General features: G+C 65.0%; 8 protein-coding genes. 4 read left to right on the forward strand and 4 right to left on the reverse strand.

Features of this window, described 5'->3' with window-relative positions; translation table 11 throughout:
* Positions 1 to 60: 60 nt before the first annotated feature.
* The 3 genes from ABLE85_RS01550 to ABLE85_RS01560 are packed head-to-tail and all read left to right on the forward strand — an operon-like array spanning position 61 to position 3,003.
* A complete protein-coding gene (locus tag ABLE85_RS01550; protein WP_348790927.1) occupies positions 61 to 1,200 on the forward strand; it encodes an ABC transporter ATP-binding protein in 1,140 nt (379 codons plus the stop codon).
* An 8-nt stretch (positions 1,201 to 1,208) separates the two neighbouring features.
* Positions 1,209 to 2,177 carry an ABC transporter permease subunit gene (locus ABLE85_RS01555; protein WP_348790928.1) on the forward strand — a complete coding sequence of 323 codons (969 nt, stop codon included), beginning with the start codon at positions 1,209 to 1,211 and terminating at the stop codon, positions 2,175 to 2,177.
* 7 nt (positions 2,178 to 2,184) lie between these two features.
* Positions 2,185 to 3,003 carry an ABC transporter permease subunit gene (locus ABLE85_RS01560; protein ID WP_348790929.1) on the forward strand — a complete coding sequence of 273 codons (819 nt, stop codon included), beginning with the start codon at positions 2,185 to 2,187 and terminating at the stop codon, positions 3,001 to 3,003.
* A gap of 164 nt (positions 3,004 to 3,167) precedes the next feature.
* Here ABLE85_RS01560 and ABLE85_RS01565 read toward each other — a convergent pair whose 3' ends face one another.
* On the reverse strand, positions 3,168 to 5,015 hold the full coding sequence (locus ABLE85_RS01565; protein WP_348790930.1) for an AsmA family protein: 1,848 nt from the start codon (positions 5,013 to 5,015) through the stop codon (positions 3,168 to 3,170).
* Between the two features lie 242 nt (positions 5,016 to 5,257).
* Here ABLE85_RS01565 and ABLE85_RS01570 point away from each other — a divergent pair, with 242 nt between their 5' ends.
* Positions 5,258 to 7,216: an acetoacetate--CoA ligase gene (locus ABLE85_RS01570; protein ID WP_348790931.1), complete on the forward strand. Its 1,959-nt coding sequence runs from the start codon at positions 5,258 to 5,260 to the stop codon at positions 7,214 to 7,216.
* 276 nt (positions 7,217 to 7,492) lie between these two features.
* On the opposite strand, the gene ABLE85_RS01575 is transcribed toward ABLE85_RS01570, so the two are convergent.
* From ABLE85_RS01575 to ABLE85_RS01585, 3 genes are all read right to left on the reverse strand, one after another.
* Positions 7,493 to 9,109: an iron ABC transporter permease gene (locus ABLE85_RS01575; RefSeq protein WP_348791430.1), complete on the reverse strand. Its 1,617-nt coding sequence runs from the start codon at positions 9,107 to 9,109 to the stop codon at positions 7,493 to 7,495.
* A gap of 226 nt (positions 9,110 to 9,335) precedes the next feature.
* Complete coding sequence (locus ABLE85_RS01580; RefSeq protein ID WP_348790932.1) at positions 9,336 to 10,385, reverse strand: Fe(3+) ABC transporter substrate-binding protein; 1,050 nt, start codon at positions 10,383 to 10,385, stop codon at positions 9,336 to 9,338.
* A 362-nt stretch (positions 10,386 to 10,747) separates the two neighbouring features.
* Positions 10,748 to 14,227, reverse strand: a complete 3,480-nt coding sequence (locus ABLE85_RS01585; protein ID WP_348790933.1) for a PAS domain S-box protein — start codon at positions 14,225 to 14,227, stop codon at positions 10,748 to 10,750.
* Positions 14,228 to 14,321: the final 94 nt, after the last annotated feature.

Here is a 14,321-nt window from a genome sequence, read left to right on the forward strand (position 1 = left end):
GTATGCGTCTTGGCAGGGACCAGGCGACCGTCGACGGGAACTGAATGAGTGGAGAAGGAAATGAAATCGCTCGGAAGCATCCGCAAGAGCTTCGCGCCATGGAGTGATCCGGCGGCCAAGCCCTATATTGCGTTCGAGAACGTCACCAAGCGTTTCGGCGACTTCACGGCCGTCAACAATCTGTCGCTGACGGTGTTCGAGCGCGAGTTCTTCGCGCTGCTCGGCGCTTCGGGCTGCGGCAAGTCGACCCTTTTGCGCATGCTTGCGGGCTTCGACGAACCGACCGCCGGCCGCATCCTGCTCGACGGGCAGGACTTGCGCGGCATCCCGCCATATCGGCGCCCGGTCAACATGATGTTCCAGTCCTACGCGCTGTTCCCGCATATGAGCGTGGAGGCCAATATCGCCTTCGGCCTCAAGCAGGAGGGCATGCCCAAGTCCGAGATCGAGACGCGCGTGGCGGAGATGCTGCGGCTGGTCAAGCTCGAGCAGTTCGCCAAGCGCAAACCGCACCAGCTTTCCGGCGGCCAGCGCCAGCGTGTCGCCCTGGCGCGTTCGGTTGCCAAGCGGCCAAAGGTGCTGCTGCTCGACGAACCGCTCGGCGCGCTCGACAAGAAGCTGCGCGAGGAGACGCAGTTCGAGCTGATGGACCTGCAGCAGAATCTCGGCCTCACCTTCGTCGTCGTGACCCACGACCAGGAGGAGGCCATGACCATGGCCGACCGCATCGCCATTCTCGACAAGGGTGAAGTGATGCAGGTGGCGACGCCGGCGGAAGTCTACGAGGCGCCGAACTCGCGCTTCGTCGCCAGCTTCGTCGGCAATGTGAACATGTTCGAAGGGACGGTCGCCAACCGCGACGCCAGCGGGGCGCGCATCGAAGGCCGCAACCTGACGATCAAGACCGAGAACGCGGGCGCAGCCACGGCTGGCGCCTCGGTTTCCTTCGCGATCCGGCCGGAAAAGATCAAGGTGACGTCCAAGAAGCCGGCGGATGCCGACGCCAACGCCGCCGAGGGCGAAATCTACGATATCGCCTATCTCGGCGACATGACCGTCTATCACGTCAAGCTGAACGACGGGCAGGTGGTGAAGGCCAGCTCCCTCAACGCCGCGCGTGTGTCCGAGGACCCGCTGAGCTGGAACGACCGGGCCTGGATTTCCTTCCGCCCCGATGCGGGCGTGGTGCTGGCAAAATAGAGGCCCTCATGTCCGATACAGCCATCGCTGCTTCCAGGGCCTCTGCCGTAGACGGCGGCTCGGCTTTTGGCCGTGCGGCCAGCGCCGTGAAGAACCGCCTGGTCATCATCGTTCCCTACGTCTGGCTCCTCTTCTTCTTCCTGGTCCCGTTCATCATCGTCTTCAAGATCTCGCTGTCGCAGTCAGCGATCTCGATGCCGCCCTATACGCCGGTTCTCGACCTGAGCGACGGCATCGTCGGGCTGGTGAACCAGATCAAACAGCTGAGCTTCGACAACTATGCCTGGCTGACCGAGGACGCGCTCTATTTCAACGCCTATGTCTCCAGCCTCGTCATCGCCGGGGTGTCGACCTTGCTGACGCTGATCGTGGGCTACCCGATCGCCTATGGCATGGCGCGCGCGCCTGCCACTCTCAGGCCGACGCTGCTGATGCTGGTGATCCTGCCGTTCTGGACCTCGTTCCTGATCCGCGTCTACGCCTGGATCGGCATCCTCAAGCCCGAGGGGCTACTCAACCAGTTCCTGCAGGGCGTTGGACTGATCAACGAGCCTCTGATCATCCTGAACACGCATACGGCGATCTTCATCGGCATCGTCTATTCGTACCTGCCGTTCATGATCCTGCCGCTGTATTCGGCGCTGGAAAAGATGGACTATTCGCTGATCGAGGCGGCGCAGGACCTCGGCTGCACGCCGCTCAGCGCCTTCTGGAAGATCACGTTCCCGCTCTCCATTCCCGGTGTCGTCGCTGGCTGCCTGCTGGTGTTCATCCCGGCGGTCGGCGAGTTCGTCATCCCCGACCTGCTAGGCGGATCGCAGACACTGATGATCGGCCGCACGCTCTGGAACGAGTTCTTCAACAACCGCGACTGGCCGGTTGCCTCGGCTGTGGCCATCATCCTGCTGTTGCTGCTGGTCATCCCGATCATGATCTTCCAGCACGTGCAGGCCCGCGCCCAGGAACAGGATCGGTGAGGGCATCATGAATTCGACTTGGAGCCGTTTCAACATCACCTCGATCGTGCTGGGCTTTGCCTTTCTCTATCTGCCGATCGTGCTGCTGATCGTCTTTTCCTTCAACGCGTCGAAGCTCGTCACCGTCTGGGGCGGCTTTTCGACCAAATGGTACGTGTCCCTGTTCCAGAACAAGGGCCTGATGGATGCTGCCTGGGTGACCGCGCGGGTGGGCCTGATTTCGGCTACCGTCTCGACGGTGCTGGGCACGCTGGCCGCGCTGACGCTCACCCGCTACACCCGCTTTCGCGGACGCGTGCTGTTCTCGGGCATGGTGTTTGCGCCGCTGGTCATGCCGGAGGTGATCACCGGCCTGTCGCTGCTCCTGCTGTTCGTTGCCGTCGGGCTGGACCGCGGTTTCGTTACGGTGACCTTGGCGCACGTCACCTTCACCATGTGCTTCGTGGCGGTGGTGGTGCAGTCGCGGCTCCTGACCTTCGACCGGTCGCTGGAGGAAGCCGCCATGGACCTCGGCGCGCCGCCGGTGAAAACCTTCTTCCAGATCACCCTGCCGGTGATCCTGCCGGCAATCATCTCCGGCTGGATGCTCGCCTTCACGCTGTCGCTGGACGACCTGGTCATCGCCTCCTTCACCTCGGGGCCGGGCGCCACCACGCTGCCGATGAAGATCTACAGCCAGGTGCGGCTCGGCGTGACGCCGGAGATCAACGCCGCCTGCACCATCCTGATCGCCGTCGTGGCGGTGGGTGTCATCGGGGCGTCCGTGGTCAACAAGCGGCGCGAGGTGCAGCGGTTGCGCGACGAGCAGGCCGCTCAGAGAGCGTAGAGCCTAGAGGGCTCGTCGATCCGCAGGGCGGCTCAACGCCCTGCGGGCTGGCAGAGCGGAAGACCCTGACGTTTCCCGCGCGAGACGCCGGATGAGGCGTGCCGGCGCGATCCCCTCATGCAGTGCGAAATCGGGCGCGGATGCCCGCTCCGAAGGATTCAGCGCTATTCGTCGGGCACGGCCGGCGGGTTCGGCTTCACCGGCGAGATGAAGGGGGCGTTCCAGGAACCGCCGACAAAGAATGTCGCGGGCGGCTGGGCGTCGTCCAGTTCCGCAGCCTCGTCCGGTGTCACGATACCGCCCGAAAGCGCCAGCCCCTGGCTGGCGTAGGGTACGATCCCCGTCAGCCAGAGCCTGCCCTGGGGCGCCCTGGCTTCGGCGTTCTCGATCCTGATCACGCCGCGCGAGACGCTTGCCTTGAGCTCGGCCCCCTCGATCGGCAAGGTGCCCTTCGACACGTCGTCGAGTGCGAAGAACCCGCCATCGGCGCATCGCTTGAGGAAACTGGCCAGGTCGAATTCGGACAGCGCGCCGGGGCCGAAGCTTGCCGAGATCGAGCCTTCGCCGCTCTCGATGATGGAATTCCAGGTACGGCCCGTGCCCTTGATGATGATCGAAATGTTTCCGCGGCCGATCGGCACCAGCCGGGTGATGCCGGCGGCGGCGCCGAAGGCTCCGCCTTCGACGTCGGAGGCCAGAAAGCGCATCTCGGCCTGCGTGCCTTCCGGCTTGCGGTCGAAGCGCACGCCGGCCTGGAGATTGCCGCCGAAGGCCGAGGCATCGGAAATGTCGAAGGCGATCAGCCCGTTCTTGATCTGGGCGGTCGCGGCGACATCGGCGAGCGTGACAGTACCTGCCAGGGCACGTTTCGCCGAGAGGCGCAGGTCGAGGCCGACGCGGTTGGAAAAGGCCGTGTCGATCTCGGCGGCTGCCTCGCTGGAGGCGGCAGGTGTGAACGCGGCTAGGAAGGAATGCAGGTCGAGCGTGTCGAAGGCCAGCGTGCCTGAGACAACCGGCGCGTTCTCGTTAAGGGTCAGTTCGAGCGCGCCGACGCCTGGGTTCTTGTCCATCGCGATTTCGGCATTCTCGAGCTTCACGCGCTGGGTGTCGCCGATGACGCGGCCGGCAACGGAGATGGCGCCGATGGCGCCGCCGGGCGACACGTCGGCGCCCGACCATTCCAGCAGGCGCCGCAGCGACGGGGCGGCGAATTTTGCCTTGCCGTCGACATAGGCGTTGCGGTCGGTCTTCACCGTGCCGTTGAAGGAAGCCGTGGCGGGCGCGGAGGTGAGCGTGGCGGTGGCGGGCCCCGCGCCGCCGGCGAAAAGCACCAGTGGCTTGGCCAGGAAGGCCTCGAGGCTTACGGTTTCGCCGTGCCAGATCATGGAGGCGTTGAGCGTCAATCCCTTGTCGAGGGCCGGCCAGTTCACCTTGCCGGCAATGCCGGTCAGGATTTCCTGGTCCTTGCCGTCCGAGAAGAGGGTCACCCGGCCGTCCCTGACCTCCAGGCTGCCGAGCGGCCTGGTCGAGACCGGGGACAGATCAGGCTTGTCGGGGTCCACCGAAAGCGCTGCGCGCGTTTGCTCGATCGCCGTGGTGACGCGACCGCCGCCGGAGGGTACGGGCCTGTAGTGACCATCCTCCGTCCGTTCGGCGCGCAAGGTAGGCCGGACGAGACTGACGCCGGAGAAGACGATATTGCCGCGCAGTGCCGCAAGCGCCGAGAGCTTGATCTCGACGCGTTCGGCCTCGATGACAGGGGGATGGTCGGTGGTCCCCCAGGGCGTCATGCTTACATTGGTCAGGACGGCGCTGAAGGTCGGCCAGACCTTGATGACGGGAGCGGCGTCGATGTTGACGCGATAGCCGCTCCAGGAACTGAGCTCGTAGGCGATGCGGTCGCGCACGATGCGGGTGGAGGCAAGAAAGGGCACGAGGGCGATGACGAGCGCAACCACCAGCGCGGCCACACCGACCACCCATATGCTGCGCCTGACCAAAGGTGACGGCATTGTGCCTCGTTCATGCTGATCGAACTGTCGACCGCCTGCGTTCAGCCGGTTGCGTCGCAAACCGGTGTAGCGGACATGCACGGCTTTTCAAGCCTTTGTGGCCATGCGATGACATTTGCGCACAGTCTGTAACGACATTTGCCTGTAACGACATTTGCGCACCGCCATGCCGCTCCCGATACATTATCTTGCCCGGCAGCATCGCAAAATGCATAACGGCAAGGCTTTTGGAGGAGAGTGCAATGTCGAATTCCGCGCCGCTGTGGACGCCGTCTAAGGAGCGGATCGCAGCCGCCCCGCTGACCGCCTTCATGGCGCAGGCATCCCGGAGAGCAGGGCGTGAATTTTCACGCTATGCCGAGCTGCATGCCTGGTCGATCGAGGATCGCGAAGCCTTCTGGGACCTGTTCTGGGACTTTTGCGGCGTTGTCGGCGAGAAAGGCGACCGCGTTCTTGCGGATGGCGACAGGATGCCGGGCGCGCAGTTCTTTCCCGATGCCCGCCTCAACTTCGCGGAGAACCTGCTGAAGAAAACCGGCCCGTCTGACGCCATCGTCTTCAAGGGTGAGGACAAGGTGACGCGTCGCCTGTCCTGGGACGAACTGTATGCGCTGGTGTCGAAGCTGCAGCAACTCTTCCTGGCTCTTGGCGTGAAGAGCGGCGACCGCGTCGCCGCCATGATGCCGAACATGCCCGAGACGGTGGCTGCCATGCTTGCCGCCGCCTCCATCGGCGCGGTGTGGTCGTCCTGCTCGCCCGATTTCGGCGAACAGGGCGCGCTCGACCGCTTCGGCCAGATCGAGCCGGTCGTGTTCATCGCGCCCGACGGCTACTACTACAACGGCAAGGAAATCGACGTCGCAGCCAAGATCGCCGAGTTGGCGAAGAAGCTGCCTACGGTGCGCAAGGTGCTGGTCGTCGATTATCTCGGCAAGGCCGGCGAGGTGGCGGCAGGCGTTGCCGGCGCGCAGGCGCTGGATGATGCGATGTCGCCGTTCGCTCCATCCGAAGTGACCTTCGAACGGCTGCCGTTCTCGCATCCGCTCTACATCCTGTTTTCCTCGGGCACGACCGGCATCCCGAAATGCATCGTCCATTCGGCCGGCGGCACGCTGCTGCAGCATGTGAAGGAACAGCGGCTGCATGCCGGCCTCGAGGAGGGCGACCGCTTCTTCTACTTCACCACCTGCGGCTGGATGATGTGGAACTGGCTGGTCTCCGGCCTGGCTTCGGGGGCAACGCTGCTGCTCTATGACGGCTCGCCCTTCCATCCAAACGGCAACGTGCTGTTCGACTTCGCCGATGCCGAGAAGATGACCTATTTCGGCACCTCGGCAAAATTCATCGATTCCGTGCGCAAGGCGGACTTGAGGCCGATCGACACGCATGATCTGTCGACCGTGCGGACTATTTCCTCGACCGGGTCGCCGCTGTCGCCCGAGGGGTTCGCCTTCGTCTATGACGGCATCAAGAAGGATATCCATCTCGCCTCGATCTCCGGCGGCACCGACATCGTCTCCTGCTTCGTGCTTGGCGTGCCGACCGAGCCGGTTTGGATGGGAGAAATCCAGGCGGCAGGGCTCGGTATGGCCGTGGATGTGTGGGACGACGACGGCAAGCCGATCCGCGGCGAGAAGGGCGAACTGGTCTGCACGAGGCCTTTCACGGCCATGCCGATCGGCTTCTGGAACGATCCGGACGGGAAGAAGTACCACGGCGCCTATTTCGAGCGCTTCGACAATGTGTGGTGCCACGGCGATTTCGCCGAGTGGACCGCGCATGGCGGCATCATCATCCATGGCCGCTCGGACGCGACGCTGAACCCCGGCGGCGTGCGCATCGGCACGGCCGAAATCTACAATCAGGTCGAGCAGATGGCCGAGGTCGCCGAGGCGCTGTGCATCGGCCAGGATTGGCAGGACGATGTGCGCGTGGTGCTGTTCGTGCGGCTGGCACCGAACGTCGCTCTCGACGAAGATCTCGAAAAGCGCATCAGGACGAAAATCCGCACCGGGGCCAGCCCGCGCCACGTGCCGGCAAAGATAGTCGCCGTCACCGACATACCGCGCACCAAGTCCGGCAAGATCACCGAACTGGCCGTGCGCGACATAGTTCACGGCCGTGCGGTCAAGAACAAGGAGGCGCTGGCCAACCCGGAGGCGCTCGACCTGTTCAGGGATATTCCGACGCTGCAGAGCTGAACGGACGCGAGATCCGAGGCCGATATGCTTAACAAGTTCTGACCGCGAAATTTACCCACATTTCAGGAGTGGTACACTTTCGTAAATTTTGTTCCATCCGGGTAAGGATTTGTTAAGGGGACAGCCGCGATAGTCGGTGCAACTTGAGGGAGAAATCCCGTCCTCGTATCGAGGAAGCCATGGCTCAAGTCCCCCGTTGTGACAGCAACAATTCCTTTTCAGGCGTTCCCTTCGGAGCGCCTTTTCTTTTGAATTGCTGAGGACGTGTAGTCCGGCTCACATCGTCGCTTCGCGGTCACGCGCCAGCGCACCCGACAGGAGCATCACCGGCACCAGTGCGGTAAGAATGATGAGGATGGCCGCCACCGCGCCTTCCTCCGGCACGCCACGCGAGGCGTTTTCGTAGACGAAAGTGGCCAGCGTGTTGAAGCCGAAGGGGCGAAGCAGGATCGTCGCCGACAGTTCCTTGATCGTGTCGACGAACACCAGCACGGCGGCGGTGAAGATCGCGGGCTTGAGCAGCGGCAGAAGCACGCGCGACGCGCTCTGGGCCGGCGTCTGGCCGAGGCTGCGCGCGGCCTCGTCGAGATTGGGCGGCAGCTTCTCCACGCCGGAGCGGATCGCGCTTTCCGCCAGCGCCACGAAACGCATGGAACAGGCGATGACGACCGCAGCCGCAGAGCCGGTCAGCAGAAGACCGGTGCTGAAGCCGAGTTGGGCGCGGGCGAAGCCGTCTACGGTATTGTCGAAACGGGCCAGCGCGAACAGCAGGCCGAGACCGAGTATGCCGCCGGGCAGCGCATAGCCGATCGAGGTCAGCCGCACCGTGGCGGCGATGCTGCGCGAACGGCAGAGCCGGACTGCGTTGATGAGAAAGAGCGCCAGAACCACCGTAATGGTCGCCGTGGCCGTGGCGGTGGCGAGGCTGTTGAGGAAGGCGCGGCCAAGCGCCGGGGTATAAAACTGCTCCACCCGCCGTGCCGCATACTGGCCGAACACGAAGAGCGGGATGCCGAAGCCGATCAGCACCGGAAGGGCGGTCGCGAGCAGGGCACCAAGAGCGCGAAGGCCACGCAGGCGGATACGGGGAGGGCGGGCGCGCATATGGGTCGCTCGGCCGGTGTGGAAGCGCTGGCGCCGCCGTGCCCACTGCTCTGTGCCCAGCAGCATGAACACCAGTATGAGCATCACCAGTGCGATCTGCGCACCGCCTTCGAGGCTGCCGCGGTTGAGCCACGTCGCATAGACCGAGAAGGTCAGCGTGCGCACGCCGAGATATTCGGCGGCGCCGATGTCGTTGACCGTCTCCATCAGCACCAGCGCGACGCCGGCGACGATCGCCGGGCGGGCGACCGGCAGCAGAACCCGCCAGAACACCTTGGCCGGGCGTGCGCCGAGCGTGCGCGCGGCGTCGGCGATATTGCGGCCCTGCATCAGGAAGATGACGCGCGTGGTGAGATAGACGTAAGGGTAGAGCACCGAGGAGAGCACGAAGGCCGCACCCGGCGTGGAGCGAATGTCGGGGAACCAGTAGTCGCGGATGGTCTGGAAGCCGAAGACCGACCGGACCAGGCCCTGCACCGGGCCGGTGTAGTGGAAGAATTCGCCGAAGGCGTAGGCGGCGAGGTAGGTGGGGATGGCGAGCGGCAGCACAAGCGCCCAGGACACCACCTTGCGCAAGGGGAAGTCGAAGGCCACCACCAGCCAGGCGCCGGCCACGCCGACGAGCGAGGTTGCCGTCGCCACCAGCGTCATCAGATAGAACGTGGTCAGGCTGGAGCCGGGCAGCACGTTCCTCATCAGATGCGGCCAGTCCTCGCCGGTGCCGCTTAGCGCGACATAGGCCAGCGACAGGATCGGCAGCAGCACGCAGGCTGAGACCGCAAGCGTCATGAGGTGAATGCCGGAGTGCCGGTTGCGCTTGACGCGCAGCCGCACCGGGCGTCTTGCCCCGTCCAGAATTGCTTCGTCGTTGCGCTCGACAGCGGTCAATTCGTGCTCTCGTTCGAAAACGGAAAAGCCGGACACTTGTCCGGCCCGGCTTTCCCGACGGTTAATTCAGAGCCTGATCCCGATAAGTGGGAACCGGTTTTCGGAAAAGATCATGCTCTAAAATGCATTAGTTGGCCGGGCCGTCGTCGAGGCCGACGCGGTCGACCATCTCGGAGGCGGCCTTGCGGTTCTTTGCGATGTCGATCAGCGGCAGCGTGTCGGCGTTGAGTTCGCCGAACTCCTTGACCACCGGCGAGGGCTCGAGACCCGGCTCGACCGGATATTCGAAGTTCTTCTCGGCGTAGACCTTCTGGGCCTCGTGGCTGGACAGGAACTGGATGAGCTTGACGGCATCGTCGCGGTGCGGCGCGTATTTGGCGAGTGCTGCGCCTGAGATGTTCACATGCGTCAGGCCATTCTCCCAGGTCGGGAAGATGACGTTGATCGCGTTGCCCCACTCCTTCTCCTCCGGCTCCTTCTCGTTCGTCCGCATGAGACCGACGTAATAGGTGTTGCCGATGGCGATGTCGCATTCGCCGGCCGCGATGGCCTTGGCCTGCGGGCGGTCGCCGCCTTCGGGCTTGCGCGCCAGATTGGCCTTCAGGCCCTTCATCCACTCCTCGGCCTTCTCGGGACCCCAATGGGCGATCGCCGCGCCGAACAAGGCGAGGTTGTAGTCGTGCTGGCCCGAGCGGATGCAGATCTTGCCCTTCCACTTCGGATCCGCAAGCTCGGCATAGGTGATGGCGGTGTCCTTCACACGGTCCTTGGAGGCGTAGATGACGCGGGCGCGCTTGGTGAGGCCGAACCAATGGCCTTCGGGATCGCGGTATTCGGGCCGGATGTTGGCGTTGATCGTCGCATCGTCGATCGGCTGGGTGATGCCTTTGTCCTTGGCCGCGGTGAGACGCGCGACGTCGACGGTCATGATGACGTCGGCCGGGGAGTTCTGCCCTTCGGCGAGGATGCGCTCTTCCAGGCCCTTGTCGAGGAACAGGACCTCGGTCTTGATTCCGGTTTCGGCCGTGAAGGCGTCGAGCACGGGCTGGATCAGCTCCGGCTGGCGATAGGTGTAGATGTTCACGGTGCCATCCGCCAATGCGGTGCCGGCAGACAAGGCGGCAAGGGCAAAGGTGATGGATCCGGCGATTTTCGACCGGGCGTTTACAGGTGTCATGTCACTCTCCTGACCAGAGGGGTTAAAGGCCCCAGGGACGTTTTCAGTGGTGGCACCGTTGCGGAGCCGCAGGACTTCTGTACCATTTATAGAGGTGGATCAACCAAACGCCAATGAATTCAAGAGTTTAGAATAATTCTAAACTGGATAAATCAAGACAGGTTTTCAAGGACTTGCCGAGGGGCCCTTTAGCAGGGCCGACGGCTGGCGCGACACTTTGTCTGTCCGGACTGTGGACAACGTCGGCGAATGGCGGGGCGGTCCGCGCTCAGACCTTCGGAGCGGCTGCGCAAACGCGGGTGCCCACGCCCGCTGCGGCCGCAACACGCTACGGGCTACCTGTCCGGACGCTTCTCTGGCGCTCAGTCGGCCAGCACCCGGGTGGAGGGGAAGGTGACTTCCACCAGGGTGCCTTCGCCGGGCGTGGAATTGATGGTGAAGCGGGCGCGGTTGGCCTCCACCATCGCCTTCGTCAGCGGCAGGCCGAGGCCGGTGCCGTCGCCGCGCGGGCGCTTCAGCGAGTTGATCTGCTTGAACGGTTTTAGCGCCTGCTCGATCTCGGCCTGGGTCATGCCGATGCCGGTATCGCGCACGCGCATGACGATGTCACCGCTTGCCTCGTAGGCTGTCGAGACGATGACCTGGCCGCCGGCCTGGGTGTAGCGCACGGCATTCGACAGGATGTTGAGAGCGATCTGGCGCACGCTGCGCAGGTCGGCCACCACGTCCGGCAGCTTGGAAGCGAAGCTGGAGCGGATGATGACGCGCTCGCGATTGGCCTGCGGCTGCATCATCGCCACGGTCTCGGCCAGCGTGTCGTTGAGCGAGACGGCCTCGTTGGACATTTCCTGCTGGCCAGCCTCGATCTTGGAGATGTCGAGCAGGTCGTTGACCAGGTCGAGCACGTGGTTGCCCGAGCGGTTGATGTCGCGCAGGTAGTCGCGATAGCGATCATTGGCGATCGGGCCGAATTTTTCGTCGATCATCAGTTCCGAGAAGCCGATGATGGCGTTGAGCGGCGTGCGGATCTCGTGGCTGACGCGGGCGAGGAAATCGGTCTTCTGCGAGGAAGCCCGCTCGGCTATCGCGCGCGCCTGGGTGAGTTCTTCCTCCGCGCGCTTCCACTGCGTGATGTCGCGCACCACCGCGCAATAGCCGCTGTCGTTTGGCAGGCGGCCGATGGTCATGAACATCGGGATGAAGCCTCCCTCGGCTTCGCGGCCGATCACCTCGCGGCCGTCGTTGAGGACGCTCGCGACGCCGTGCTCGGCAAGACCGGTGAGATAGTCGCGCACGGCGCGCTGGCTCTCCATGGCGAATAGCGACGCGAAGGGCTTGCCAGCCGCTTCATCGCTGTCGAGGCCGAACAGTGCCTCGGCCGGCCGGCTGATGGAGCGGACGCTGCCGTCCTTGTCGATCAGCACCACGCCGTCCGTGGCCGTGTCGATGATGGTGCGCATTTCGGCGATGCGCGCGTGAAGCTCGGCTTCGCTCGGCGATTGCATCTCGGGTGCGGGCTGCGGCTCTTCCTCGCCGGTGCGCCGCACCACCAGCATCAGCGCCTTGCCGCCCTGCCAGGGCACGGACCGCAGCAACGCTTCGATCGGGAATTCCAGCCCGTCGCCGGTGCGAAGCCGCAGATCGTGATGCGGTGCCTCGGCGGCCGCATCGTCATAGCTCTCGGCAAACAGCGCATCGAGCCCGCCGGCCGCGGCAAGCTGCTCCACCGAGCGGTAGCCGGTGAGCGAAAGGAACTCCTCGTTGGCGTAGTGCAACACGTCACCGGAATGGATCAGCACCGGGACCGGCAGCTTCTCGAGGATGGCTGTGTCGGCCGGCAATCTTTTCCGCTCGTCGGTGGCAAAGGCGGAAGGCAGGAAGCCTTCTTGCTTGAGCGGCGGCGCCTGCCGCGCGGAGACGGATTCGGCTGAGCTATCCGTCGCGGCAGGCTCGGCCTCGACGTCCGGTGCAGTCCCGGCGTGCTCCGCCGTCTGCTGTTCCTCGGGCACCTCCGCGGGCACATCGGTGCCAGCGGCCTCGGCGGCCTCATGTTCACTGGACGCTGGCGGGATTGCGTCGGTTTCCGCCCCGGCGGGCGCGCCGGCATCGGCGGTCTGTTCCGCCTGCGGGGCAGGTGCCTCGGCATGGTCAGCGGCTTCTGGTGCCCCGGCTGCGCCGCCATGTTCCTCAGCTTCGCTTGCGGCTGTTGGCTTTTCCCCGGAGCCATTCTTCAGGCGCTCGCCGATCTCGCGGAAGGCGCTGCGCTCCACTGGCGAAAGGCCCTTGTCGGGTGCGGCGCCCGGCCGATGCTCGGCGAGCCTGATCACCTTGTCGGTGAAGCGGCGGTCGGGCTTGGGCTCGATGGCGAGCGCGGGAACCTCGCCCAGGAACGGGTCGGCTTCCGGTTGTTCGTGCGCAGATTCCGCCGGAGCCCCGCCGGGGCCCGGCACCAGCACGAGGCCGAGGCCCTCCGGGTCCGGCACGGCTTCGCCGCTGCGGGCCACGCCGAAGCCGCGAAAGCCTTCGAAATTGCGGTCGCGGTCGTAGACGGGCAGGGCGGCGAGATCGACCGGGATCTTCAGGCCGGTTCCCGCGACCGGCCACAGCACGGAGCGGCCCGACCAGGTGTCGCGACGCTCGAGCAGCCCGGCAATCTCGCCGGACGGATCGAGGTCGAAGGCGTTGGAAACATCGCGGAAGCGCCTGCCGATCACGTCGGCGGCAGCGGCGCCGACGGCGTCGGCGAATTCCTTGGAAATGGCGCTGAACCTGCCCTCGGCATCGGTGCGCCAGACGAATCGCGTCGGGGTGGCGCCGCGGTCCGTCCTGGGCGTGGAGGCCGGTGCGGCTGCTTCGGGTGCGGTCGGGGCGGGCTCTTCGTCGCCGGTGGATGCAAGGACTGCCGCTTCATCGTCGGCAGAGGGGGCGACCGCGGAAGTGTGCGCTTCCGGCGCCTCGATGGCCGGGGCCGGGCTCTCGGCTGCAGGCATATCGGCCGGGGGCGAGACGGATTCGGCGGTGTCCGCCGCCGCGACGTCCACGGCCTCAGCTTCGCTTTCGGTCGCGACCGGGGCCGATTCGGTTTCCGCGAGCGGGGCCTCGGTGGCCTCCGCTTCGACCATCGGGGCCGGCTCCTCGCGCTCGGCCTCGACCTCGTCGGTCGCTTCCGTGGCCAGATGTTCTTCGTCGACGACGATCAGCAGGTGCCGGGCAGGCTCGTCGGCCAGACGGGCCATACCTGCGGGCAGCAGCCCCTTCGCGCTCCGAATCATGCGCTTGACCAGGCGGTCGCGCGCCATGCCTACTTCGGCGGCGAGTTCGGAGAGCGTCTGCGGCGCGATGCCGAGCGCCTCGAATCCACTGGAAGCGGCCTCGACATGGCCGTCCTCTCCGATGAAAGCGGCGAACTGGCCATGCCCATCCAGGCCGCCTATGGCCCGCTCGGCAAGTTGGCGCTCGCTGCGCGCACCGCCCTGGTCGGCCGGAAACGCAAGCAGGAGAGCTTCCTCGCCATCGGGCAGGGTGATTGCGCTCGCCAGGCAATTGACTGCGCGGCTGGTGGTTCCCGAAGCGATGCGAACCAGCAGGCTGCGATCGCGGCCGATATGCGGAAATCCGCTCGTCGCCATGATCTGCCGCCTTGCTGCAAGCGACAGGCCCGGCTCCTCGCCGATGATCGCCTCGATGCCCGCATAGCCGAGGGCGGCTGCGCCGGGGCCGTTGGCCCAGATCACCTGGTCCAAGGCCGTCGTCAGGATCGCCAGCGCGTCGCCGTATGCAAAACGCTGTCTTACGTCGTCGAGGATCGCGACATCGATGAACGAATACGAGGCTGACGGCATGTGCTCACTGGGCCTTGCTGCGAAGGCGGATTCCTCTGCAGTTAACCGTCTATTAATAACAAGTCGGAGGCTCCAACGTCCAGAAATCCGCGCA

This window comes from Mesorhizobium sp. KR1-2, from assembly GCF_040045035.1.
GTDB lineage: Bacteria > Pseudomonadota > Alphaproteobacteria > Rhizobiales > Rhizobiaceae > Pseudaminobacter.

Bases quoted from the DNA above. Each gene is read 5' to 3' on its own strand.
- ABLE85_RS01550 (WP_348790927.1), top strand. From the start codon at position 61: ATGAAATCGCTCGGAAGCATCCGCAAGAGCTTCGCGCCATGGAGTGAT.
- ABLE85_RS01555 (WP_348790928.1), top strand. From the start codon at position 1,209: ATGTCCGATACAGCCATCGCTGCTTCCAGGGCCTCTGCCGTAGACGGC.
- ABLE85_RS01560 (WP_348790929.1), top strand. From the start codon at position 2,185: ATGAATTCGACTTGGAGCCGTTTCAACATCACCTCGATCGTGCTGGGC.
- ABLE85_RS01565 (WP_348790930.1), bottom strand. From the start codon at position 5,015: ATGCCGTCACCTTTGGTCAGGCGCAGCATATGGGTGGTCGGTGTGGCC.
- ABLE85_RS01570 (WP_348790931.1), top strand. From the start codon at position 5,258: ATGTCGAATTCCGCGCCGCTGTGGACGCCGTCTAAGGAGCGGATCGCA.
- ABLE85_RS01575 (WP_348791430.1), bottom strand. From the start codon at position 9,109: ATGACGCTTGCGGTCTCAGCCTGCGTGCTGCTGCCGATCCTGTCGCTG.
- ABLE85_RS01580 (WP_348790932.1), bottom strand. From the start codon at position 10,385: ATGACACCTGTAAACGCCCGGTCGAAAATCGCCGGATCCATCACCTTT.
- ABLE85_RS01585 (WP_348790933.1), bottom strand. From the start codon at position 14,227: ATGCCGTCAGCCTCGTATTCGTTCATCGATGTCGCGATCCTCGACGAC.